This is a genomic window from Streptomyces sp. S.PNR 29 (assembly GCF_030386795.1).
GTDB lineage: Bacteria > Actinomycetota > Actinomycetes > Streptomycetales > Streptomycetaceae > Streptomyces.
In genome coordinates this window covers 211,080-234,584 of sequence record NZ_JANUQM010000009.1, presented here as the reverse complement: position 1 = coordinate 234,584, position 23,505 = coordinate 211,080, and the positions used below count along the sequence as shown (strand labels likewise).

At 66.5% G+C, this 23,505-nt stretch carries 12 protein-coding genes; 2 read left to right on the top strand and 10 right to left on the bottom strand.

Annotation, left to right across the window (positions count from 1 at the left end; translation table 11 throughout):
• Positions 1 to 25: 25 nt before the first annotated feature.
• The 3 genes from NW895_RS24500 to NW895_RS24490 all read right to left on the bottom strand — a co-directional run bounded on the left by NW895_RS24500 (position 26) and on the right by NW895_RS24490 (position 1,860).
• Positions 26 to 451, bottom strand: coding sequence for a PPOX class F420-dependent oxidoreductase (locus tag NW895_RS24500; protein WP_289938071.1), 426 nt, complete (start codon positions 449 to 451; stop codon positions 26 to 28).
• A gap of 113 nt (positions 452 to 564) precedes the next feature.
• Entirely contained in the window at positions 565 to 1,341 is a 777-nt protein-coding gene (locus NW895_RS24495; protein ID WP_289938069.1) for an MBL fold metallo-hydrolase, read from the bottom strand.
• A gap of 138 nt (positions 1,342 to 1,479) precedes the next feature.
• Positions 1,480 to 1,860: a VOC family protein gene (locus NW895_RS24490; RefSeq protein WP_289938068.1), complete on the bottom strand. Its 381-nt coding sequence runs from the start codon at positions 1,858 to 1,860 to the stop codon at positions 1,480 to 1,482.
• 186 nt (positions 1,861 to 2,046) lie between these two features.
• Between NW895_RS24490 and NW895_RS24485 the strand changes: the two genes are divergently transcribed.
• On the top strand, positions 2,047 to 2,943 hold the full coding sequence (locus NW895_RS24485) for a radical SAM protein (RefSeq protein WP_289938067.1): 897 nt from the start codon (positions 2,047 to 2,049) through the stop codon (positions 2,941 to 2,943).
• Positions 2,944 to 2,998: 55 nt separating this feature from the next.
• Positions 2,999 to 3,436, top strand: a complete 438-nt coding sequence (locus tag NW895_RS24480; protein WP_289938066.1) for a MarR family transcriptional regulator — start codon at positions 2,999 to 3,001, stop codon at positions 3,434 to 3,436.
• Positions 3,437 to 3,901: 465 nt separating this feature from the next.
• Here NW895_RS24480 and NW895_RS24475 read toward each other — a convergent pair whose 3' ends face one another.
• The 7 genes from NW895_RS24475 to NW895_RS24445 all read right to left on the bottom strand — a co-directional run bounded on the left by NW895_RS24475 (position 3,902) and on the right by NW895_RS24445 (position 23,271).
• Positions 3,902 to 5,752, bottom strand: a complete 1,851-nt coding sequence (locus NW895_RS24475; protein ID WP_289938065.1) for a DUF262 domain-containing HNH endonuclease family protein — start codon at positions 5,750 to 5,752, stop codon at positions 3,902 to 3,904.
• A gap of 156 nt (positions 5,753 to 5,908) precedes the next feature.
• Positions 5,909 to 7,093, bottom strand: a complete 1,185-nt coding sequence (locus NW895_RS24470) for a restriction endonuclease (RefSeq protein WP_289938064.1) — start codon at positions 7,091 to 7,093, stop codon at positions 5,909 to 5,911.
• Positions 7,090 to 8,910 carry an AAA family ATPase gene (locus NW895_RS24465; RefSeq protein WP_289938063.1) on the bottom strand — a complete coding sequence of 607 codons (1,821 nt, stop codon included), beginning with the start codon at positions 8,908 to 8,910 and terminating at the stop codon, positions 7,090 to 7,092. The genes NW895_RS24470 and NW895_RS24465 overlap by 4 nt, the downstream gene beginning before the upstream one ends.
• Before the next feature lie 65 nt (positions 8,911 to 8,975).
• Complete coding sequence (locus NW895_RS24460; RefSeq protein ID WP_289938062.1) at positions 8,976 to 10,820, bottom strand: AIPR family protein; 1,845 nt, start codon at positions 10,818 to 10,820, stop codon at positions 8,976 to 8,978.
• Positions 10,821 to 10,913: 93 nt separating this feature from the next.
• A complete protein-coding gene (locus NW895_RS24455; protein WP_289938061.1) occupies positions 10,914 to 14,978 on the bottom strand; it encodes a DNA methyltransferase in 4,065 nt (1,354 codons plus the stop codon).
• Entirely contained in the window at positions 14,975 to 17,998 is a 3,024-nt protein-coding gene (locus NW895_RS24450) for a helicase-related protein (RefSeq protein WP_289938059.1), read from the bottom strand. Before NW895_RS24450 ends, NW895_RS24455 begins: the two co-directional genes overlap by 4 nt.
• Positions 17,995 to 23,271, bottom strand: a complete 5,277-nt coding sequence (locus NW895_RS24445) for a DEAD/DEAH box helicase (protein ID WP_289938320.1) — start codon at positions 23,269 to 23,271, stop codon at positions 17,995 to 17,997. Before NW895_RS24445 ends, NW895_RS24450 begins: the two co-directional genes overlap by 4 nt.
• Positions 23,272 to 23,505 lie beyond the last annotated feature (234 nt).

Here is a 23,505-nt window from a genome sequence, read left to right as displayed (position 1 = left end):
GTGCTCGGCGCCGTCGGCCGTGGGATCAGTCGGCGATGCCGGCGAACGCAACGACCTTCTCGATGCGTGCCCGGACGAGGAGGTTGCCGGGGCCGCCGTTGCGGGCGGCGTACCCCTCGGCGCGGTCCTCGCCCATGTAACGGGCGCCGAGCCGCCCGGCCCACCGCAGCGTCTCGTCGGGGTCCTCGGAGATCTCGGCGCTGCCCTGGAGCAGGACGAAGGCGTACGGAGGTCGGTCCTCGTCCACGCAGAGCGCGAACCGGCCGTCCCGGACCAGGTTGCGGCCCTTGACCCCGTCCTTCTCGGTGTTGAACACCACGTCGTCTCCGTCGAGCAGGAACCAGACCGGTGTGACGTGCGGGCTGCCGTCGGCCCGGACGGTCGACAGCTTGCCGGTGCGGGTGCCCTGCGAGACGAAGGCCCGCCACTGCTCGTCGGTCATCCTGTGCATGAGTCTGCCTTTCCTGGTCGGGCGCCGGGCCGTGGGAAAGCCGGACGTTCTGCTTCCCCATGGAGGGAGAGCGCGGTCCACTGCCGACGCTCTGCGGCCGGTTGCGTGGTGGCTTATCGGGCGAAGTCGAGGCGGTCGGCGAGGCCGGCCTCGGTGAAGGCGGCCTCGATTTCCTTGCGGCCTTCCTTGAAGTGGGCCCAGCTGTCGTAGTGAGCGGGGACGACCCTGCGTGCGCCGAGGAGCTTGGCGGCCTCGGCGCCCAGGGCGCTGTCGAGGGTGAGCAGGGCGTTGTCGAAGGCGAAGTCCATGCGGGCGCCGCCGAGGAAGAGGACCGCGGTGTCCACCGGGGCGAACTTCTCGGCGATCTCCTTGACGTGCTCCAGGTTGGCGTTGTCGCCGCTGAGGTAGACCGAGGGCAGGTCGTCGGAGGTGAGCATGAAGCCGACGACGTCGCCGGTGATCGGCTCGCAGCCCTCGGGGCCGTGCCGGGCGGGCAGGCCGGTGACGGTCACGGTGCCGCCGTCGGGCCGCTTGAGTTCGGCGGTCTGCCAGAAGGCGAGGCCGCGGGCGTTGCCGCCCAGGCGTCCGGCGCCGCTGACCGTGGTGAAGACGACCGGCACCTCGGCCAGGAACGCCCGGCCGGCGTCGTCGAGGTTGTCGTCGTGCTCGTCGTGGGAGAGCAGGATGGCGTCGACGGGGCCGAGGTCGGCGGCGGTGACGGGCGCGGGCTCGGTCTTGACGAGCTTGTGGTCGCCGGGGAGGGGCATGGGGTACTCGCCCGGCGGGTCGAAGGTCGGGTCGGTGACGAACCTGAGCCCGCCGTACTCGATGAGGGTGGTGGGGCCGCCGTAGACACGGACCGGGATCTTCTCGCTGATGGCGCTGGACATTCGGGAACCTTCCGGCTGCTGACGCGTGGGTTCTTGGCGGTGCCGGGGTGGGCGGCGGACCGGCCGGGATCCGTCACAGGGCCGGTCCGCCGGGGGCGGCGCACGGTGGATCCGTGCGTAGGCCGCGCGGGCGAGGTGTCACGGGGCGGGTGCGGAGAACACGCCGAAGTGGTGGCCCGCGCTGTCCTGCAGGCGGGCGAAAGTGAGGCCCGCGGCGTCGGTGATCGGCGCCATGAGCACCTTGCCGCCCAGTTCCTCGGCGCGCTGGACGGTCGCGGCGACGTCCTGGACGAAGACGTAGAAGATCGCGTAGTCGGGGAACTTGCCCTCCGACTCCCACACGCCACCGCTGGGCTGCTGGGCACCCGGCGCGACGACGGCGTGGTAGTTCACGCCGGGCGTGTTGGTGTTGAGCTGGAAGTCCCAGTCGAACAGCTGGCCGTAGAACTGCTTGACCTCTTCCGGCTGGCCGGTGCCGATCTCGAACCAGGCCACGGAGTTGAAGGCAGGACCGGGCACAGAACTCTCCTTTACCTCTGACGGCAGGGCATATCGGCAGCTTTCGTGCGCCGCAACCGGGGTCGGCGGGCGTCATCCGGAGTTGCCGCGCCCAGACTAGGCATATACATTCCATGGAAGCAACTTCCATGGATGAATGTTCCGCGTCGAGCCGCTGTTGGCCGCCGGGGAGAGGAGAGCCAGCTCATGGAGCCGGTCGAAATCGAAGCGAAGACGCTGATCCAGCGGTCGAAGATCCCGTCGATCGACTACGTCATCAACCCCTACACCGGCTGCGTGCTCGGCTGCGCCTACTGCTACGCCAGCTTCGCCGGACGGCAGTTCGGGCAGCCGGTCAAGGAGTGGGGCAACTACCTGTACGTCAAGAAGAACGCGGTCGAACTCGCCCGCAAGGAGCTGGCGAAGATGCCCGAGCACAAGCGCCGGGGCACCATCGTGCTCAGCTCGGTCACCGACCCCTACCAGGGCCACGAGACGCAGTACCGGCTCACCCGCGGCATCCTGCGCGAGCTGGACGCCGTCGACTACCCGGGCACGGTCCGGATCCTGACCAAGTCACCCGTCGTCACCCGCGACATCGACCTGCTCACCAGCCTGCCGAGGGCCGAGGTCGGCATGACGGTCACCACCACCGACGACAAGGTCAGCCGCTGGCTGGAGGTCCGCGCCCCGCTCGCCTCCCGTCGCCTGCGGACCCTCGCCGAACTCCGCGAGGCTGGAGTACCCGTCTTCGCCTTCGTCGGCCCGCTCCTGCCCCACTTCGCCACCCGGCCCGAACTGCTGGACCACCTGTTCGGACAGCTTGTCGAGGCGGGTGTACGCGAGGTCTACATGGAGCACATCAACCTCAAGCGCTACATCCGCGAGCGCATGGACGACGTCCTGGCCGGCGAGCCGGAAGAGGTACGGGAGGCATACGTCCAGGCCCGGACCAAGGACCACCGCGAGCGACTGGACGCGATCGTGACCCCGCTGCTCGACAAGCACGGACTGCGCCTGCGCTTCGACGAGGTCGTCTACCACGACGACTTCAAGGACGACCGGCCGGACATCTACGGGCCGCCGGCCAGGCCCATGGCATAGGCGCAGACGTGCCGCACCAATGAGTGCGCTCGACCCCTCCCGCGGAAGGTGCCCGTTGGTTGACCTCGAGCGGCTGCACCAGGACCTGGTGTGGCTGGAGACCGAGCTGTGGAACGCCCTCGATACCCGGCTTCGCGCGGAGTACGGCCTGCCTCTCACCTGGTTCCTGGTCATGCGGTTCCTCACCCACCACCCCGGACGCCGGATCCAGGACATCGCGCGGGAATTCGCGATCACAGCAGGCGGCGCCAGCAAGGTTGTCGACCGCATCGAGGCGGCCGGGTACTGCCGGCGTTGCCCCCACCCTCACGACCGGCGCTCGGCGATCGTCGAACTGACCCTCGACGGGCAGGACTTGATGAGCGGGTCGGCCGAGGTCTTCGAAACGGAGCTGCGGAGACGGATCGGCTCGGCGACCACCGAACCGTCCCTGGCGCAGTTCGCCGCGACACTGAGCACGCTGAGGGCCGCCCTTTCCCCGAACATGCGGTAGGCGTCCACCGAGATGGATGCTTGATCGTGTGGGGGCTGGATCAGCAGCCTCAGGGGTGCAAGCGGGGTGACGGGCAGCTCCCTCCGCCAGGAGCTCGGGGAGGTGGCCGGGAGCCGGATTCCGGAGTCGGCTCCCAAATGGCTCCCAGAATGGCCCCCCGAACCACTCAGGGGCCCGACCCGCTAAGCGGATCAGGCCCCTGATCTGGTGTTTCTCTGTCGGGGTGGCGGGATTTGAACCCACGACCTCTTCGTCCCGAACGAGGTTCGATCACGTTGCCCGTCTGCTATCGATGGTATAGGCACAGGTCAGGGAGTTGGTGGTGGTCGGTCTCGGGAGGTGTCGCGAGGGCTCTGGGAGAAGATCTTCTCCCAGATTTCTCCCAGGTGGCGGACTGCCAGCGCGGTGGCTCTACCCGCACTTGTATTGCAGCAGCAAATTCGCATGAAGGTGCTGATTGTGCCGTCACGTGTTGTGGTGTTCGGAAGACAACGGGTCGGTGCGTAGATCGTCGGCATGCGGCCAGATATCCAAGGACAGCGAGGCCAGGTACATGCCCCGCGTGCGGATTCGATGCTCGTCCCAGGTGGTCGCCCAGTCGCTGATGTCAGTGTTCGATGGAGCACTGAGCAACGTGCCGTGGGTGAGGCGTAGCAGGCTGTGCTTGCCGAGCCACTGCCGCTTGTCCTCCCAGGCCATGTTGCCCAGAGTGGGGTTCAGGCGGGCGGTGACCAGTGTCAGGTTGCCGAGTGTGTGGACCAGTTCGTCGCGGTCGGCTCCTTCAGACGGATCGTTCTCAAGGGGCGGCCAGTTGTCGCGCCAGCTCTGCGGCATGACGTGCTCGATGGTCAACTTTGCGCCGGCCTGTTCGCCGACGGGGACGGTGAGCTGTTCGGTGTGGTCGGTGCGCAACTCGTCCTCCAGTGCTTCCAGGAGGATGCGTACGCTGCGCCGGACCAAGCGGGAATAGATGGGGTCCTGTTCCAACGAGGCACGGAACTCGGAGTCGCTTGGCCAATGACGGTGGTGGCCCTGCATTGCCGAGAGGGCCTTGATGACGGCTTCGTCCGCGCGGTCGGGTTGTCGGGCTACGGCCGCGACCAGGTCACGGAAGACGTTGTTGTAGTCGCGAGTACTGAGATTGAGCACCGCCCTGCGTACGAGGTAGCTGTCGATGGCCCGGATCGCCCGCCGTCGGCGCTGCAGTGGCAGCACGGACTCGTCCAGGCCGTAGAGGAAGAGGAGCAGGGGCATCGGAGTGGAGGTCTGAAGGACCTTCATCCGATACAGGAACCGTCCCTCGACGCCGTGCAGCGGATGGTCGTCGATGAGGTCATAGATCTCGGCGTATCGCGTCAGCTCGGCAAAGACGTCTTCCGTAGGGACGGCAGACGAGAGCAGCCAGCGCTCGAACTCCTTGAACAAGGCGGAGGCAGTGAACTCGCGCTGCGTACGCATCGTGAGCCAGTACGTCAGGAACACGTCGAGGCGGCTTCGCGTAATGCGGCCAGTCGTCTGTTCCACGCGCCATTCGTCCTGGTCGAAGGGCGCCCAGTACGTTTTGTAGAGCCGGTCGACGTCCGCACCGGCACGTTCGGCGTCGCGGAACAGCAGGTTCTTGATCAGATCCGCGTGCTCCAGCGGTGTACCGCGGCTGTTCAGCGTCTCGAAGACGACCTGCGCGTCGTCGTGCTCTTCCAAGTCGATGATGACTAAACGCAGCTGTTCCCGCAGCGCATGCACCAGCATCGCCAGCCGCTCCTGCGACTCAGCTGCTTCCGCCAGCCATGTGTTAATCTCCCGCTGAAAGTAGGCGACGGCTTCGGCGAGCCGTCCTCCCCCTCCCTGGCCGAGCATGACGGCGCGGAACTCGTCACGGTCCGCATTGGTCGGCCAGACCTTGTAGAGATGGTCGGGATGCTGGGCGCGGTCGAACAGATCTTCGTCGTTCTCCAGGAACTTACTCAGCAGGCGTACGGAGCGCTCGTGGTTGAGAGCCGCCGCCGACAGGCGAGCCGCGAACAGGAACAACTGTAGTGTTGTCAGACGCTGTTGGCCGTCGATGACCTGCCGCGTCTCCAGACTTGATGAAAGGTACGGGGTCTCGTCGAAAACAACCGCTCCGAGAAAGTGCGGTGCCACCGTCTCCCCGGTCGATGCCGCTTGTTCGGCCCGCTCGACGGTGCGGCGGATGTCCTCCCACAGGGCCGACCAGTTGTCGTCCCGGTTCCACACGTACGGCCTCTGGAACAGCGGCACCGTGTAGCGCACGTCCCTGCCGAAGATCCGCCGCAGGTCGACCGTGTCCGCTCTCATGGTTTGGGGTCCCCTCCCTCGCGTCCAGGCTCTTACCGTAGCGATCTTCGCTATAGCTGATCGGCCTGATCCGTGAACTTAGGGAGGAAGAGGGCGGGGAATACTGTCGGGTGGTGGGATGCTGCTGAGCCTTCTTGAGGCGTTCTGGTCAGACCATCATGATTTGTTAGTGAGTGCGGCGGCGATTCGTGACATGGCGGTGAGTACTGCGGGTGGCTCAGCAGCCAGCGGCACGGTGTGCTGGATGAGCTCAATGCCCGAGTGCCGAACGGTGTGACGCAGGGCTGGTCTCTCGCCCGCAGCGTAGATGAGGTGGCCGCGGTCGAGTCCCAGACCGAGGCAGTACGAGGCCATCTGGTAGAGATCGGCGTTCGGGAAGCCACGCACAGAGTCTGCCTTGTACTTGGCGTCGGCCACCCCGGCAGCTGTGCCGTCGCCGCGACACCAAATGACATCGGGGAGCAGGCGGATCCGGTGCGCCTCGTCGAGGAAGTGGCGGCCGCCATTGGTGATCACATATCCGGAGTACGGACGGAGTGCTTCCCGGAGCGATGCAGCAACAAAGTCCTCGAAAACCTTTTCCATATTGATCAGCAGGCCATCCACGGGGACGGTTCCGCCGTCGTTGAGTTCGTACGAAGCTCCTCGCAGGACGAGCTCGCCGAGACGGATTCCAGTACGCAGGCGCGCGTTGTCGGGGCCGGCAGTCCAGTCGGGCAAGGCCCGCGTCGATGGCACGTCTCCCACATCGGGGAGTGCGGCGATCACCCGCCTGAGCTCGGGACGGCACGTTGCCGGTACTCCCGGGAGAGCCAAGAGACGCCGGGCCGCCGAGCGTAGGATGCGATTTTCTGGGATGTCCTCGGTGAATTCCTCGTAGCTGGCTTCCACGGGGAAGGATCTGCCGAAGTGCCGGCGCAGCTGGTCGGCATGGCGGATACGGCCGCGCACGACGGGGAGCGTCGCGTCGACACTGACGTACCCCTGTAGGGCGCCGTGGCGGAGGCCGCGCTCAGCGGCTCTGACGAAAGCGTACGCCACCGCCGGGAGCAGTCCGTCACGCTCCGATGCTTCGATGGGCTCGGAGTACCAGCGGTCCGGAGCCGCGGTGTACGCCAGGAGGAACAGCAGGCGTGCGACCGGTGTCTTAGGTGCGATGCGGACGTCGATGCCCCCGATTCGCGCGGCGCCGACGAGCCGGTTGCCGCTGATTCGCCACAGACCCGGGCGGCGGCCTGGCTCCACTCGCACGATGCGAGACGAGGTTAGGGCAGCTGCTTGTCGCGGGCTGAGTTCCGCTTGAATGGCTTTGCCGCTCTCGGACAGGTCGAGGCGCGTCATGCCGGACCGCTGACATCCTCGCCAGGAGCTTCGTCAGCTGAGGGGGCCTGACGCAGCAGTGTTGCCTCCTCGATGCCGAGCTCGTCGAGGATCTCGTCTAGCGAGAACCGATCGATGGTGTCGCCGGGTTCCTGGTCGGCGAGCAGCGGCAGAATCGAGGTCCGCCAGGCGCGGGCGAGCGCGCCCGGCTCCTCATACAGCGAACGACGCATGAAGTATGACGGCCCGAGTTGGAAGTCCCGCTCGGCGATGCGGCTGTTGAGCTCTTCCATGAGTAGGGCTGCGGTGTCCGGAAGTCCCTCGCTGCGGAGCCAGCTGCGCAGCATGGACGAGGTGGGTTCGGCGGTGGGATGCAGCTCAACGAAGGAGAAGCGTCGCCGCATGGCCGCGTCGACGCGTGCCACCGACCGGTCGACCGTGTTCATCGTCCCGATGATGACGACATTCCGCGGGAGCGTGAAGCCGTTGCCGTCGTCGGTTCCGTACTGGAGATGCACTATGTCGTCGCGGTACTCCAGCAGGAAGTACAGCTCTCCGAAGACCCGAGCCAGATTGGCCCGGTTGATTTCGTCGATGATCAGGACATGAGGGCTGGATGGGTCCTTGCGGGCGTTCTCGACGGTGCGCCGGAATGGGCCGGGCACGAGTTCGAATCCGGGCTGCCCGTCCTTGCCCTGGCGTGGGCGGAACCCTTCGAAGAAGTCCTCGTAGGCGTACGAGGGATGAAACTGTACGAGGGTGACGCGTTCACGTCGTCCTGCTGTGAGGTGCAGAGCGAGCTTGCGTGCGAGATACGTCTTGCCAGTGCCCGGCGGGCCGTAGAAGACGAGCTGAGGCCGTTCCTTGAGGAGTTCGATCCAGTCGTCGAGATCCTGCGGACGGATATGCAGATCTTCGGCCAACCGGGCGTCCGGCCCGGGGAGGTGCAGACTGCGACGGGGCGGAGGTGGGGTAGCACCGGCCTCGGTCGGCAGCATGGCGGCGAGGTCGTCGGCGAGGTCTGTGAGGTCGACGACGCTGAGTTGGACGCCGAGCTTGCCGTTGAGGCCGTCCGGTATGTCGTCCTCGAAGGGATCGATAGGAGCCGCGGTGTTGAGCCAGCGCACACTGCGGGTCAGGGCCACCGTGCGGTCCGAGGTGAAGTGAGGGCCCGACGTGACCTCCCCCAGATACAACTGGTCACCCTCCCTGGCCGGGGTCAGCACGAGGTCACCCTCACGCATCCGGTTCAGGAAGAGGTGGATCTCCGCGCTTTTGTCTCTCAGGGCGACTTGGGCGAGATGGGCGTAATCGGCTTCCACGGCGAGACGTACGGCATCCTCGCCACTGCCCGGCTCCAACACCCGCAAGCGTGACGCCTCGACGCCGCAGTACCCCTCGTTCAGCCAGTCCTGTAGCAGGTCAGAGGGGCCCGTGTCGGAGGCCCGGACCAGCCAGGCGCGGCGCGGTTGGGATGGTGCAGCGGTGCCCAGAGCTTCGCGCATAGCTTCGACGGTAACTCTCCGGGCCGGATCCGGTCTCCCGGACTGTGGCAGGAGCGTGCCTTCCCTGCGCATGGCGTGCGCCTGGGCCTGCGAATCGGGCTGAGCCGCGTTGCTGACGATGCGATCGGAGGCGCTGGACTGGATCTGCCGTGCATAGCGCATGACGGTGGCGGGATCGACTCGCAGTACGTCGGCGACGTCGTCTCGGGTGGCCCAGGTCCCAGAGGTGAGCAGCGCGAGTACGACGCCCAAGTTACCGGCGTCACCTGTGTCTTCTGTGACCCGGGTGATGAGTTCGTGGGTGCCGAACATGGCGTTGTCGGGGGAGAGCACGCGAAGGTCTCTGGATCCTCTAAAGTGGCGGAGCCTTGGTTAGGGGGACGAGGCGGTGGCGGCGGCTAGTCAGCCCTTTCGCCAAGGTTCTGCCGGAAGACGTCAAATACCGTCTTCGTGTGGTCCTGATCGCTCAGGGATTCGACCATCCCGGCGAAGTTCGTGCGGGCGTCCTCAACCGCCTTCGCCCGGTCGTGCTCGCCGGCACCTTTCGAGCCCCCACGCTGGAGAGCGGGTGCGAGGTGTGGGAGGAACGGAACTATGGGTTTGATTACTTGATGCCAGTGCTTGATCACTTTGGGGAGCGTGGGCTGCCGGGAGAACCCGAGCGTGAACGGGTCGCGCGTGCCGCGGCCGAGCAGGGTGTCCATGCAAGCGGCGACGGCATCGATGACCACGGGGACAGCGCCGCGGCGCTGGAGGAAGTCATGCACCTTGCGCGGGATCCCTTTGAGGTCCGGATCGTTCCTGCATCTTGCCGCGTACTCGGTCTTCGTCTGCTCCACCGCGCGCTGCAACCCGTAGCAGAACAGCACATGCCGCGCCGTGGTGTGGTCGCCGAAGAGGCTGGCGTAGAGCGCGTCGTCCGACCAGATCTTGCCCGGCTCGTTGTAAGCGATGTAGGGCTTACCGTGGAAGGCCGCGAGAGCCTTGGCTGCCGTTGTCGCCACGACGCGGTTCGCGGGTGGCGCCACCGCGATGTCGCTGGGGTCGGTACGGCGACCGCCGTCGTAGGCAATGTCGCCGAGCTGCTGGAACTCCTTGATGAGGCGCAGCTGAGTACGGTCGTTGCTCCGGAAGTCCGCTGGCAGGGTGGCGAGCTGACGGTTCGTGGTGCGGATCACCTCGCTGACGAGCGAAGGATCGTCGCACACCACGAACCGGATCAGCAACTGGCCGGCCTCGGTCTGTCTACGGAGGGTTTCGTCGCTCACGGCCCCGGTCGTCTGGGCACCATTGACGATCGACAGGCCCTGCAACGTGATGATACGCCGACCGTCGGGGCCGGGCTCACCGACCTCGACTCCGTGGGTGAGGGCCGTAACGCCGTTGTTCAAGACGAAGAGATCTTCCGGCCGATCCTGCACGGTTTTGCGGATCGCGCTGTTGATAGCGCCCTTCTTGCCCTTGACTCCGACGAAGCCACGGACGTTGGCGGAGAACAGACGGTTCTCCTCGGTGCCGTTGTGTTCCCAGTACAGGTTCTGGAGCCAGGCGGTGTCCACGGCGGTGCACACGGCGCTCCACTTACCGCTTGACAGTTCGAAGCAGTCATCCACGGTGAGAGTGATCTCGTCGGTGACCAGAATGGGACTCCGCGACCCCTTGTACCAGCGGTACAGGGTGGGCACACCTACCTCGAGACCGATGACGCGCTCCGGAGCGGAGTCCGGATACGCTTGTTGAAGCACCCGCGTCGCCATGCGAACGGTCGCGTCGAGCTCGGCCCGTGCGTTGGCGGTCTCGAGTTGATTGTGGACGAACCAGAACTGCGCCTCCTTGATGCGTCCGTCCTGGAGGGCCTGGCGTACGGCCTCGCCGGCGGGCTTCAGCCGTGCGGGCAGGTCCTCCGGTTTCCCGCTCAGCAGCCAAGCGACGCTCTCGTTGAGGGCGGTGGCTTTCCATACTTTGGGCTCTGCCAGAGATGACTTGGGAGACTCGAACCCCTGGGCGATGATGAGCTTCTCGGAGTCGGGGTCGATGTAAACCAGGTCGCAGCCGTGGTCCTGGCCCCCGTCGGTCAGGGAATCGACGGCCACTGCATGGATGTCGTCGATTCCCTGGTGCAGCTGGAGGGCGAAGAGCAGGCGCTTGTTGTCCCCGTATTCATCACGGTCGAGGTCGGTGCGGTCGTCGAGCACCTTCTTGAGTACGGCCGCCGCTTGCTGCGCCGTTACCCCGTCACCCACGCCGCTCACCTTGTCCCCTCGCTGATGCGTAGTCACGCCGTTTCAGATCCTAAAGTGTCGAGCTTGCCGCGCCCTCGTCGCACGGAGAATTGGTCACTCCTGCACATGCCTTGGCCCTTGTCCCGGGGGTGGGCTGAGCGGTGAGACGTAGGCGTCGCCCGCTTGGGCGGCCTTGGTCATGGCCGCGTAAGCCTCGAGGATCAGTAGCTTCGTGCGGTACTTGCCGTGGGCCGCCATGTCCTTTCCCCGCACGATGGGGAACGTCTCCATCACATGATCGACCTGGGCCTCGGTCAGGTCGTAGAGGTGGAACATGGCGGCGTCGAGTTCGGCGCGGATCTGGGCTCGGCGGGCTTCGTCCCAGCGGAAGGGGGGGCCTTCGTCGCCGAGGTCGCGGGCGAAGGGCGTGAGGTCGTGGGCTGTGTAGGTGAGTTCCAGGACTCGCGGGGTGATCCAATCAGCGAGGCTGACCTTCGCGTCCCATGCTGCGGCTAGCTTGTAGCGCTCAGGAGCGAGCACAGGGACTTGCCGCAGGTACGAGTAGGTCAGATGGATCCCAGCAACCTTCTGCCTCACGCCGTAGTCAAAGGCGAAGCTGTTCAGATTGGCGATGAGCTGAGCAGGTTGCTCGACGCCAGGGAGTAGCAGCGGTGTCGTGTGGGCGATGGCCGTTCTGGGGATGACAGACGTGATCATCGTTCGCTCGTCCGTGGATCGAGTCACATCCCGCCATCCCAGCAGCCACCCCTTGTCCCACCGCCCATTCAAGCGATAGTCCACATCACACTCAGACATCCAGTACCGGGGAATCGGACCCCGCCCCGGGTCGTTCTTTTCCTCCAGCGTCAGCCGCGGCAGCTCCGTGTCCTGGCTGCCCTCGGGCCGCTTGCTGTAGCACGACAGCCGGTGGTCGTAGTGGTGGACGAACTTCGCCTCGTACAGCGGCAGCAGCCGGTGTGTGCCGTCAGTGAAGACATTGCCCTCCAGGTGTAGTCCCCCGGCCTCCAACTCGGGCTGTTCCCAGAACAGGTCGGAGTCGTTGGCCATGTCGAACATTCGCATGAAGGAAATGCCCCAGGGGTTGGCCTCAGGGGCGTCGTCGTTCTCGTCCCACAGCACTGGTACACGCCGGTAGATCCCAAGCGTGATGTCAGCGTCACGCTGCGTGCGGAACATCGGCATGGTGCCGGTATTCGGGTTCACCAGCAGCAGGTCCGCTGGATTGACCTGAATGCGCTCACCGCGCGGTGGTAGTTCGTCCGGGTGTTTCCCCAGGGTCCAGGATTCGGCCTGCGTGATTTCGGTGTCCCGGCCCGTGACCGTTAGGAGCGAGAACCGGTAGCGGCGGTTTCCCACATCCGTCCAGATCCGCGGATTGGTGACGAAGTCCAGCAGGGAGTCGAGGCGCCGCTGTTGGAGGATGTCCCGGAAGAAGGGCGCCGTGGTGGAGTCCACGGCGATGCCGGTCGGCACGATGATGCCCATACGACCGCGCCCCGCGATGAACTGCCGGGCCGTTTCGGCGAACACAGAGTACGTGTTGACGTCGCCCTGTCCTGTGAACGGGAAGCGTCCCGAGTCACGCAGGAAGTGGAGAGTGCCCTCGGAGCGCCGGCGTGCGGCGAGGTAGGCGTCGTAGTGGAAGCGCTGCTCCGGCGAGGCGGCGAGCTCGGCGATCGCGTGGTCGCGGGCAGCCTTGTTGGAGGCGTCCGCGATCTCCGGAACGCGTGTGGCGAAGAACTCCTTGTCCTGGAGTTTCACCCGGTCCCAGGGAGGGTTACCCAGGACGCACGAGAAGCCACCGCTCCATCCCAGGTCCGGGTCGTAGCCGGGTGCCTCGTCGTCCGAGCTGTTGAAGATGTGCGGGAACTCCAGATGCCAGTGGAAGAACCCGTATTCATGGGCGAGTTGGTCCACCGTCTGGTCGGTCACCGCACCCGCGCTGCCGTTCTCGATCATGCGGCGCCAGGAGTCCGCGGCGATTCCCTCCGGTCCGCCGACATAGGTGGGCCACACGAAAGCGGCGCACCAGGCGTCCGCGATACGGCGGTCCCTGACTTTCTCCGGGGACGACTGCCATGAGCGGTACTTGTCGATCTGCCGGTGGATGTCGGCGAGCTCGCGGCCGGACTTGCTGTGGATGTCCGCGATGACGTGGGCGTGGTGGGCGTTGCCCGTGGCCACGGTGACGCCGCCGGTGGAGAACAGCGCGTCCTGACCTGCGTCGCGCTCCTCCCGGTTGCGCTTGCGGAGCCGGGCGACCTGCTTGGCGTCGTCGCCTTCGAGGGCCTGGTACGCCACATCGGGGATGCCCTGCTCCAACAGGCGCGGTGTGGCGCCGAGCAGGGCGTTGCCCTGGCGGATGTGGGCGTCGAGGAAGGACATCGGGCGGGGCTTGCCCGGTTCGAGGGCCTGCATCCACAGTGCGAACTTGGCGAGGTCGACGGCCATGCGGTCGAGGTCCACGCCGTGGATGCAGCGGGCCACGACGTCGGGCAGCCAGCGTTGTACGGCATCGACGGGTGGTTCGGTTTCCTGGGTGTGTACGACGGCGATGCGTTTGGCGATGCGGCGGGCGGCGGCGACCAGGAAGTGTCCTGATCCGCACGCCGGGTCGCACACGGTCACCCGCAGCAGGGCGTCCACGGGGTTGGATGACTTCGCCGCTTCCTCCAGGACGGGATCCAGGGCGGATTCGAGCAGGGTGTCCACAAGTGCCGTAGGTGTGTAGTACGAGCCCGAAGCCTTGCGGGAATGCCCGGCAGAGTTGCGCAGGCGGTAGGTCTTGCGGTCCGGATCGGGATCTGGGACCAGTTCGAGCAGGCCCTCGTACACCCCACCCAGCTCCTCCGCGCCGAGGTGGCGGTAGTCGACGGGCAGCCAGCGGCTGCCGTCGTCGCTACGGACCCGGGAGAGGTGACGCACCGCGGCGAGGAGACGGTCGTTGGGCAGCCGGAAAGAGGCCAGGGTGACGTCGTCGAAGAGGTGGTCCTGGGGACTGGGATCGTAGACGCCGCCGAGTCCCGGCAGGGCGAGCCGAGGGTCCCCGCCCTCTTTACCGAGGGCGTTCAGCACCATGATCAGGGCCTGCCACAGATCGTCCCGGCGGTCGCCCTTCATCGTCAGCGCGAGGCGGCGCAGCCGGCTGCTGGAGAAGTACGCCTCGTAGCGGTCCCGGGCCTGCGGATCGCAGTCCTTGCCGAACAGCGCCTGCCGGTCCTCGGCGACGAACAGGAAGATTAGTCGGTAGACGAGGCGTAGCAGGGCGGCGTTGAGGCGATCCTTGGGGATGTCGCCGCTCCTGAGCCCCTTGCTTATCTGTTCGTTGGCGGGGTGGGTGAGGAAGCCGGAACCCAGCTCCTCCAGCGCGAGCTGGAGCCCGGTGCTCAGGCCCTGCAGGAAGCGCGAGCCGCTCTCCAGGGCTTCCTCCCGCCAGCGTTCGAGCCAGCAGTCGGCAGCGGTTGGCTCGCCGGGTGCGTCGTCCTCGCGGGGCAGCAGGTCGATGCGGGAGGCGTGCAGTAGGGCATACAGCAGGTAGAAGTCCGCGTACAGGTCCCCGTCGAAGATCGATTCGAGGTCGAACTCGATGTACGCGGAGCCGACGAGGGAGGTGGAGTCCCGCACCAGTCGCAGCAGGCGGCCGTTGGAGAGCACCCCCCACAACAGCGAGCCGCCGGTGTTGAGGCAGTCCTGCAGCATGGCTTGGGGGACGCGTCCTCCCTTCGCGGGGCGGCGATCCAGTTCGGCGTGCCAGGACAGAAAGTGGACGGGGAAGTGCTCACGGTGGAGATGACTGACGGGGAAGGACCGTCCGCCAGCTGTGACTCCCCGCCGTGTCGTGGGCAGTTGGCCGTAGCCGAGTTCGGCGAAGAGGGGGAGCAGCCACTTCCGCCGGGTCAGGGTGGTGCCGAGGTCGGCCGCTGGCAGCTGCTGCAGTTGGTCACGGTAGGACTGGTACACGCCTTGCAGATACGCCCACGACCGGCTCACGGCGTCGCCTAGCCGCCCGACTGGCAGGCTGTACTCGCCCGGTGTCATCCCGGGCAGGGCGCGGTCTCCTGCGGAGATACGCGCCAGGATCTCGGGGGAGAGCACGCTGCCTTCGATACGGACAGCGGTGAATCCGTCGCTCGCGAGAGGGACGGCAGTCGGGCTCACGCGGTGCCTCCGGCTGTGGTGGTCCGGTTGGTTGATGCTGTGTCAGGAACGTACACGTACACGCCGAGGACATCGGCCGAGGGCTGGAACGTCACCTGCAGTCCGCGCCGGGCGGCGGAGGCCGAGCGGCGGACGCGGCGGTGCGCTGCGAGGAGCTCGGATGCTGCTGCCTCTCCGTGGCGGTCCAACTCCGGCTGGATTCGGTCAAGATCACGTACGGCCCGGTCCGCGTACTGGCGCACGTGTTCTTCCAGGGCGTTGGCCGTGGGTTCGGCGTCCAGGAGCTGGGTCACTTCCTGCGGGGTGAGCCACTCGGGTGCGCTCGCACTGCCCTGGTAGGCGAGGACGCGGGCCTCCTCGGCCACTGTGGGTGTGGTGCCGCGCCCCGGCAGGGTCAGGTGATGGCGGAGGCGGACCAGCAGAAGCGTGGTGCGGGAGTCCACTGCCGTCGTCCTGATGACGCCGCAGCGCCGGGCCAGGCGCCGCCCGATGGCGATCGATCCGTCGAGGGAGGTGTCGAGCACCCACTGGGCCAGGGCGACGACACGGGGATCCGACCTGGTGAGGGAAACTTCGCCGAGCCGTTCAGCACCTTCTGCGCGGAAAGTGAGCTCCAAGGTCCGGGCTGCGCCGTCCAGCTGTAGGTCACGCAGCAGTCCGGGGGGCAGCCCGGTGAGGTCAGCGGTGAAGTCCGTTGCTTCTTCTTTCGGTTCCGTGAGTACCGGCTGGGCGGTCGCGGCGGAACCGGCGGGCTTCCGGCGGGCGGAGACCGAGACCTCTTCGCGGGAGGGAGCGGGACGCAGGGTGGCGCCTAGCTTGGTGAGGCTAGTGCGGACGAACCGGATGACATCGTCCCGGCTACCGATGGCTTGCCGGAGGGCGTCGATCTCCTGCTGCATCTCTTCTGGGTGGATGGTGCGTTGCGCGTAGCGGGTCTGTGCCTTGGATTCCCGTTCGGCCGCGTCGCGCCACTGTCGTTCAAGTGCCTCGGCCGCCTCTTCGGCCTCCACGTCGAGGGTCAGCTGCCGCTCTTCGCGGCCGCGCAGCAGCACGCCCTGTACGAGTGCCTGTACCAGGCTGTCGGCTGCCTCGGGGACCGGCACTGCGACGCCGGTCGCCTTCTGGATGGCGCGGTGTTTGCGTAGCAGGACTTCGAGGACCACACCGTCGATGCCGTTGTCCTCGCCGTACAGGGTCACGGCCCGCACGTACGTCGAACGCTGGCCGAAACGGTCGACACGTCCTTCGCGCTGCTCAAGACGCGTCGGGTTCCACGGAAGGTCGTAGTGGACGATAGCCTGGAAGCCGTGCTGCAGGTTGACGCCCTCCGACAGGCAGTCGGTGGCGACCAGGACCCTGCGAGCGGCAGGGTCCTGAGTGAGCGTCGCGATACGGTCCTCGCGCTCCTTCGGGGGCAACAGTCCGGTCACGTGCTCGACGGTGATCTTGCCGAGGATGGACTTCAGATAATCCGCAACGTACTGGGCGGTGGGGATGTACCGGCAGAAGACGATGGGGTTGTAGCCGGCCGTGATCAGCGACTTGACTTCCTTGCCCACTTGGAGGAGCTTCCGGTCATGCTCGGGGCCGGCCAGCTGCCGGGCGCGTTCGGCGAATCGCCGGAGCCTTTTCCGCTCCTCCAGGATCCGGGCCTTGTCCCGCTCGCTCAGTTCGCTCCCTTCGGCTCCTTCCACCGCCTTGAGAGGGATCAGTGCCTCAGTGGCATCACCAGCGGGTGCGGCGTCGGTGCCTTCGTCGGTGTCGTCCTCGGCACCGTCGAGGACGGAGGCCCGGCCGAGCCGTTCTGCTTCCACGTCGGTCAGACCCTCGACGGCGGCCCTGGTCTCCAATGTGGCGGCGGCGGCCAGCGGCGAGGAAGCGAGCGAGCGCAGCAGGGCGAGGGCGGACCACCAGCGGATGCGGTCGCGGGTCGCACCGCTGCTCGTACGCACGGTCTCCCGCGCGTACGCCAGTACATCCTCAAGGAGATCGGCGTACTCGTCGTGCATCCGGAAGGGCACATCCCGCAGGAACCGCGTGTCCGGAAAGTGGGTCTCCTCCTGCAGGTAGTGCTTGATGTCGCGTCGGCGTCGCTGCACGAAGAACTTGGCCAGGCGCATCCTGTCTTCGGACTGGGACGGGTCGAACGAGCCAGTATCCGGGGCGAACTGAGGGTCGAGCAACCCGATAAGACAGCGGAAGGTCTCCTCCTTACCACTGTGAGGAGTGGCGGTGACCAGAATGACGTGGCGCTGTGGTGACGTGGAAAGCTCGGTGAGGAGCTCGTAGCGCAGCTGGCGGTGTTTGCCCGCCCGGTCGGCGGCGTCCGGTACGCAGGTGTGGGCTTCGTCGACGATGACGAGTTCCGGTGCGCTGCGCAGGAACTGGCTGCGGCGGTCCTCCCGCTTGATGAAGTCCGTCGACACGATGGTGAATCGGTGCCGGGAGAAGAGGCTTTCGGCGCCCATGAGGTCGCGCTCCAGCTTCTTGACGGTGCTGGGCAGGACCAGCGCGGCTTCGATGCCGAACTTGTCCCGCAGCTCGTCCTGCCACTGCCGGGCCAGCGCTGGGGGGCACAGCACACTGAACCGGTCAACCTGCCCCTGAGCCACCAGCTCCTTTGCGATGAGCCCCGATTCCACAGTCTTGCCGATGCCGACATCGTCGGCGATGAGCAAACGCGTCACATCCATACTCATCGACATCATCAGCGGTACTAGCTGGTAGCGCCGAGGCTCGAAGTTCAACTGGGCGAGGGATCGGAAGGGGCCCGCGCTGTCCCGGAACCCGATCTGCAGCGCCGTTCGAAGAAGCCCCGCGCTGCTGAAGTCACCCACCTCGTCGGGGTCGGTGCTCGGCCTGGGAAAGGACGAATCCGTTACTTCGTCGACGAAGAGCCCAGTGGTGAATGCCGGGTCACCGCCCAGTGGGCGTGCTACCAGAAAATCCTCGGTGACCTTCTCCACGACCCAGTCACGCCCGCGGGCGGCCACCAGGTTGCCGGTCTCGTACTTGGTCACCGGGCTCCTCCGGATCCGAACACGTTCGGGTAACGGTCGACGATCTTCTGCCAGTTGTCAGTGTGCCCGAAGCGGACAACCAGCCAGCCTGCGTCCATCAGCCGGTCCTCGGCCTCCTCGTCGCGTTGCTGCTGGGTGGGCCGGTCGTGGTGTGGACCATCGACGAAGACGGCGACGTCGGCACCGGCGAGGCGGTAGACGAAGTCCGGGCGGGCCGCGAGCTGTATCAGCGGAACCTGCGCCTCGTCCGGCACGCGCAGCTCCCGGTCGGCGAGGAAATCGAGGAAGGCGCGCTCCAGTTCGCTCTCGCTGTCCTCCTTGAGCATGATGAGCCGGTCAGCAGGACTGGCTGCCCCGCCCGTTCCCCGCACCGTTGCCCGTGCGATACCCCTCAACAGCCCGATCGCCTTTGTGCGGTCGATCAGCCGGTGCTCGCTCTGGTTTCCGTACGACAGGAGGCAGTCGTAGCAACCGAGTTCGCAGGGCTCGGGCAGACCTGCCGACGCCGGCACGTCCTCACCGGTGTCCGGGTCGGTGTGCACGATGCGCAGGGCTTCGGCGGCCGCGGTCGCCAGTGCGTCTGGTTCGGACTGCAGGCGGCGAAGCACCCCGGCGCCGCCCTCGGCGCTCTCCGTGAACAGCATCCGGGCCCGGTTATCCGGGTCCGGCAGGGCGATGGAGGTCAGCTCGGAGTCCTCCAACTGGAAGGCCGCCTCGACACCGCGCTCAAGGGCGAAACGCAACGTTGTGGCGGTGACCTCGTCAACCGGCTTGGCGAGACGCAGGAGGAGGATGTTCCGTCGGTCCTCCACGAAAGGGACCACGGGGCGGGAGATGTCGGCATCCGCAAACGACTCCCCTTCGTCCGATTCGAGGGCTTCAGCCTGCTTGTCGGGCAGCCATCGGCCGGTCGCGGTGTCGATGCGGTAACCGACCCGTGCCTTGTCCTTGCGCCGTCGTCGTCCCTTGTTGATGATGCGCAGGCTGGCGGTGTCTCCGTAGGCCAGGTCGGCAAGCTTCTGGCCATCGCGGAGAATCTGCGCGTCCAGCCTGGCTGGCCGGTCGCCGTGCGCGTTGAACCGGTAAGCGGTTTCCAGCTCGAAGCCTGCCCGGCGTCGTTCTTCCTCGTCGGAGGAGATGCGTTCGCGACGCTCGGTGACGACCGTGGTTAGCCGCATCAGGTTGGGGATGAGCCCGGTGAGCGCTTCACCGCAGTTGTCGCAGAGATCCGTACCGGCCTGCTGCTCGTGGAAGTAGCCGCAGTGGCGGCAGAGCCGAGCTGCTTCGGTGTCGATCTCGCCCGGCTCGGCGATGGGCAACTGCACCCGCTTGACCTCGTATCGGGCTCCTTCGTGGTAGATGAGGGCACCGGGGCCGAACTCGTTGATAGCCAGGAAGCGGGGGCGTTGCAGGTAGTCGCCCTCAGCACCCGCACCCCGAGCTTTGCGGGAGCCCGGGATGTACGCGGCCAGCGGGAGCCGCGGGAAGGAGTATCCGGGCAGGAACCCCTCAGACGCGAAATAGCGGTACGTGTAGAAGTCGCTGAAGTTGTGGCCGAGGCGCTGGCTGTCCTCGTTTCGCAGCAGCTTGAGCTGGTTCTCGGCCTCGCGCCTGCGCCGGGCCGCCTGCTCACGGGACTGGGGGCTCAGCGACTGGTCGAGGACGCGGCGGTTCTGTTCCTCCTGCTCCGCGAGAGCGCCCCGGTAGAGGTTGCGCCAGCGGTCGCAGGCTCGGTCGAAGCCTCGGGCGGCGTTGCGGACGACATCCTCCAGCCAGCGCGGGCTCCACCAGCTTGAGCTGTCGAGATCCGGCACGGACGCGAGCACGTTCCGAGCACGCTCCTCCGCGCGGCGGGCCGGTGCCGGATCGAGCATCTGCGCCCAGATCTCCTCGCGCACTGGATAACCGCGCATCGAATCAGCGAGATCCAGTACCTCGGGCAGGCTCGAGTGCAGGTCGGCTCCGGTCTCGGCGAGCCAGATCGCCTGGACGTGGCTGCGGACCAGATCCTCGTTCGCGAGATCGAGGCGCGGCGGTGCCACCCGCCCCTGCACCATGAGGTGCGACCGACGGAAGTAGTACTGATCGTGTGCGTTCCCGGTGGCGCAGTACGTGGTGACCAGGGCGGGCTCACCGGAACGTCCCGCGCGCCCGGAACGCTGCGCGTAATTCGCCGGGGTAGGCGGCACGTTACGCATCGCAACGGTGTTGAGGCTCTTGATGTCGACGCCGAGCTCCATCGTCGGGGAGCAGTACAGCAACGGCAGCCTGCCAGAACTGAACCGAGCCTCCCGTTCCTCCCGTACGGGCGTGGGGACCTGAGCGGTGTGCTCCGCGGCCTGCAGCCCAGCGAGGCTGTGCGCGAGATCCGCGTAGAGACCACGGAAGAAGGCATTAACGCGCGGTGCGGTGGCACCGTGTCGGCGACGCAGCAGATCGCGCATGCCTTCGGAACCGTCTGAAGGCAGCCACAGCAGCGAGGACGCCTTCACTCGGTAACCGGGGGTACCCGTCTCCGACCGTGGCACGGACTCCGTGATCAGGTCTGCTTCGCAGAGCACTTCGAGCAGCCTGCGGATCACGAGCTGGGCGTCGTCGACGGTCAGGCGGTCCGACAGGTGCGGGAAACAGCTCGGCGCGCGCAGATAGCGGCCGAGCATGGACCGGCCGGTGAAGTGGACGTCACTGCGGTACCCGCCAGGCCGCGCCGGCGTTGGGAACACAGCCGCAGGGCGGGGCTCCGGATGACTCTCCGAGAGCGCCCAAGGGCCAGTCAGCCACTGGTCGGAGCGCGAACGCACCCGCTCGAAACCGGTGCGGGACAGAACCTCGACGTCGACGGCGAGATTGCGGCGCATCTCATCGAGCACCAGCCGCAGCAGCTGCTCGCGCTGCTCCGGGGCGGCGTCGGCGAGAGCCGCGTGCCCGCTCTCCCAAAGGTCCTCGGCAGCGGCGATCTCACCGAGAGCCGGATAGTCGAAAACCAGCAGCCCGGTTTGCTCCAGGCCCGGCATCGTCACACGCCAGGACCCCTGCAGATCCTGGTACAGGAGGAGTTCCACCACCGCGCGCAGAGCAGAGGTGACATTCTCCCGCTGATGGCTGAAGCGAACCTCCGCCCTGCCCGCGTAGGACTCCACCGGCAGGGCCAGGGCATCGGTGACACGCTGCGCCAGAGTGTCGTAACGCAACCCGGCTGGACCGGCGTCACTCAACGCCTTGACCAGGGCGCCCCGCAGATGCGTCACCTGGATGAAGTCGTTGAAATGCCCAGCCTGCAGACTGGCGTCCTGACGGTTGTCCACGAAGGTGAGCAGCTTCTGAGCCTCTCTCGGCATCTCATCGCCGGGTGGCTGGCTGCGCAGACTCCGGACGATGCTCGCACTGATCACCGTCATCGCGGAGCTGCGCCCCTCCGAGTCGAGGCTGGCGAGCTTGGCGAAGTCCCGGCCACGGACCTGCTCGTACGAGACCTTGCACTCGGGGTTCAGGCAGAACAGGAACGGGGCGGGGACGAATGCAGCCCTAAGACCCTCGGCACCGTCGGCAGGGTCAGTGCCGTGGTCGCCTGCGGCTGAGGACTCGCTCTCTGCGCCGCCGTACCCCGTTTCTGTACCGTCGAGAGTGACGGTCACAGGCACCGGAAGATAGCGCCGACGATTGTCGGTCACATGGATACCGGATTCGTCGCGCACGAGCCATGAGTCCGGCAGCCGCCCGTCCGCGACAGGATCCGCTGGCCACGGTGCGGTGGTGCTCACATACAGATAGCCGTCCGCGGTCTGATCGTCGTCCGACTCGTGATCGTGTCTCGGCTCGTAAGCCACCTGGCCGGCTCTCATCGTCCGGGACACAGCGAGGTACTCCTGGCCGCACTCGCGGCAGAAGGACAAGGGCAGCAGGAGCTTGCCCCGGTCGCCCTGGACCACACGCTGGTATCGCCTGGTGGCGTAGCGCGTCGCCTCGGGCTCAAGGCTTACATAGACGGTGTCCCCCTTCGAGACGAACTGGTGCAGGCGGAAGGCGAACAAGGGGCGATGCGTGTCAGGGTCCTTGGCCTTCGCTCCGGCGCGCAGCATGTCCTCGATGGCAGCCCTGCACGTGTCCTCGTCCAGATTCACCAAGGCGGCCAGGCCGACCGCAGCATCGGCCAGCGTGATCGGACGCTGCCGCTCGAGATGCCCAGCCTGGTCTCGCAGACCGAACGTGTTCTCGATCCAGACCGCGAGCGGATCCTCAGCAAGGTCGTTGTAGCCGCGGGTGAGCCGATCCGGTGCCCTGAGTACGGCTTCGGTCAACTGCGCCGGTGACGGATCCGGCCCTCGGGTGGCGCGGCGGAGTGTCTCGCCGATGACATGTTCCGGTGCGACGTCTTCCGGCCCTCCGAAGATCCGGCTGGCCACGCGCGCCACGTCTTTACGGCGCTCCAGATGATCTCCTTCGTTCGACATGGTCGCTGAGGTGCCGATGCACTGAAGGCTCCGCGCCTCGCAGGCGTCCCGCACACGCCGCACCAGCAGAGCGACATCCGCTCCCTGCCGGCCGCGGTAGGTGTGGAGCTCGTCCAGGACGAGGAAACGCAGATCGCGTGTGGCATGCAGAAAGTTTCCGCGCTCCTTGTCGCGGGTGAGCAGGAGGTCGAGCATCACGTAGTTCGTGAGGATGATGTCGGGGCGATCGCGCAGGATCCGGTGGCGCTCCTCCTCGGACTCCTGGCCGGTGTAGCGCGCAAAGGTCACCGGCGACGCCTCTGGCCCGTACCCTGCCTGAAGGAACTTCTCGAGCTCTTTGCGCTGGCTGTTCGCCAGAGCGTTCATCGGGTACACGATCACCGCGCGCGTACGGCGTTCCGTATCGCCCGCGGTGCGTGCACGCAGGACGTGGTCCACGATTGGCACGATGTAGCCGAGGCTCTTGCCCGAACCGGTGCCGGTGGTGAGCACGAAGCTCCTGCCGGTGGTGGCTACCTCGATCGCTTCTCGCTGGTGCCGGTGGAAAGAGATGGGAACGCCGGGAGCCCCTCCGGCGTCTTTGCCGGTGCGGAAGATCTTGGAGCACTCGGGGTGCAGCAGCTGGTCCTTGACGAGCTCGTCAACCGTGCCCCCCGGTTCGAAGAGAGGGTTGATCGACAGCCATGCGTCCGGCCATTGGCCGCCTTCTGCGAGGTCACGCTCGACGGCCTCACGAATTCTGGGGTCCCGGATGCCCACGAATGACTCAGTGAACTGCCGGTAGTCAGCGACAAGCTTCCGGTGCAGTTCAAAGACATCCACAGCGGCCAAACCTCTCTCATCCCCTGGTCGGCCTACATCATCGCGCACGCCACTGACATGCGGTGTCGGAGTCTGCCCAATTATCGCAATTGATGTGATCTGGAGTTTCCCCTGCGATCACGGACTCCACGCTACGAGCGGAGGGATAGGTGACGTCTACCGCGAGATCCGCAGGCGCTGCGGCCCTGGGGCGGTGGACCTCATCCGCCGGTGTCAGGAGGGCGTCCATCCGTC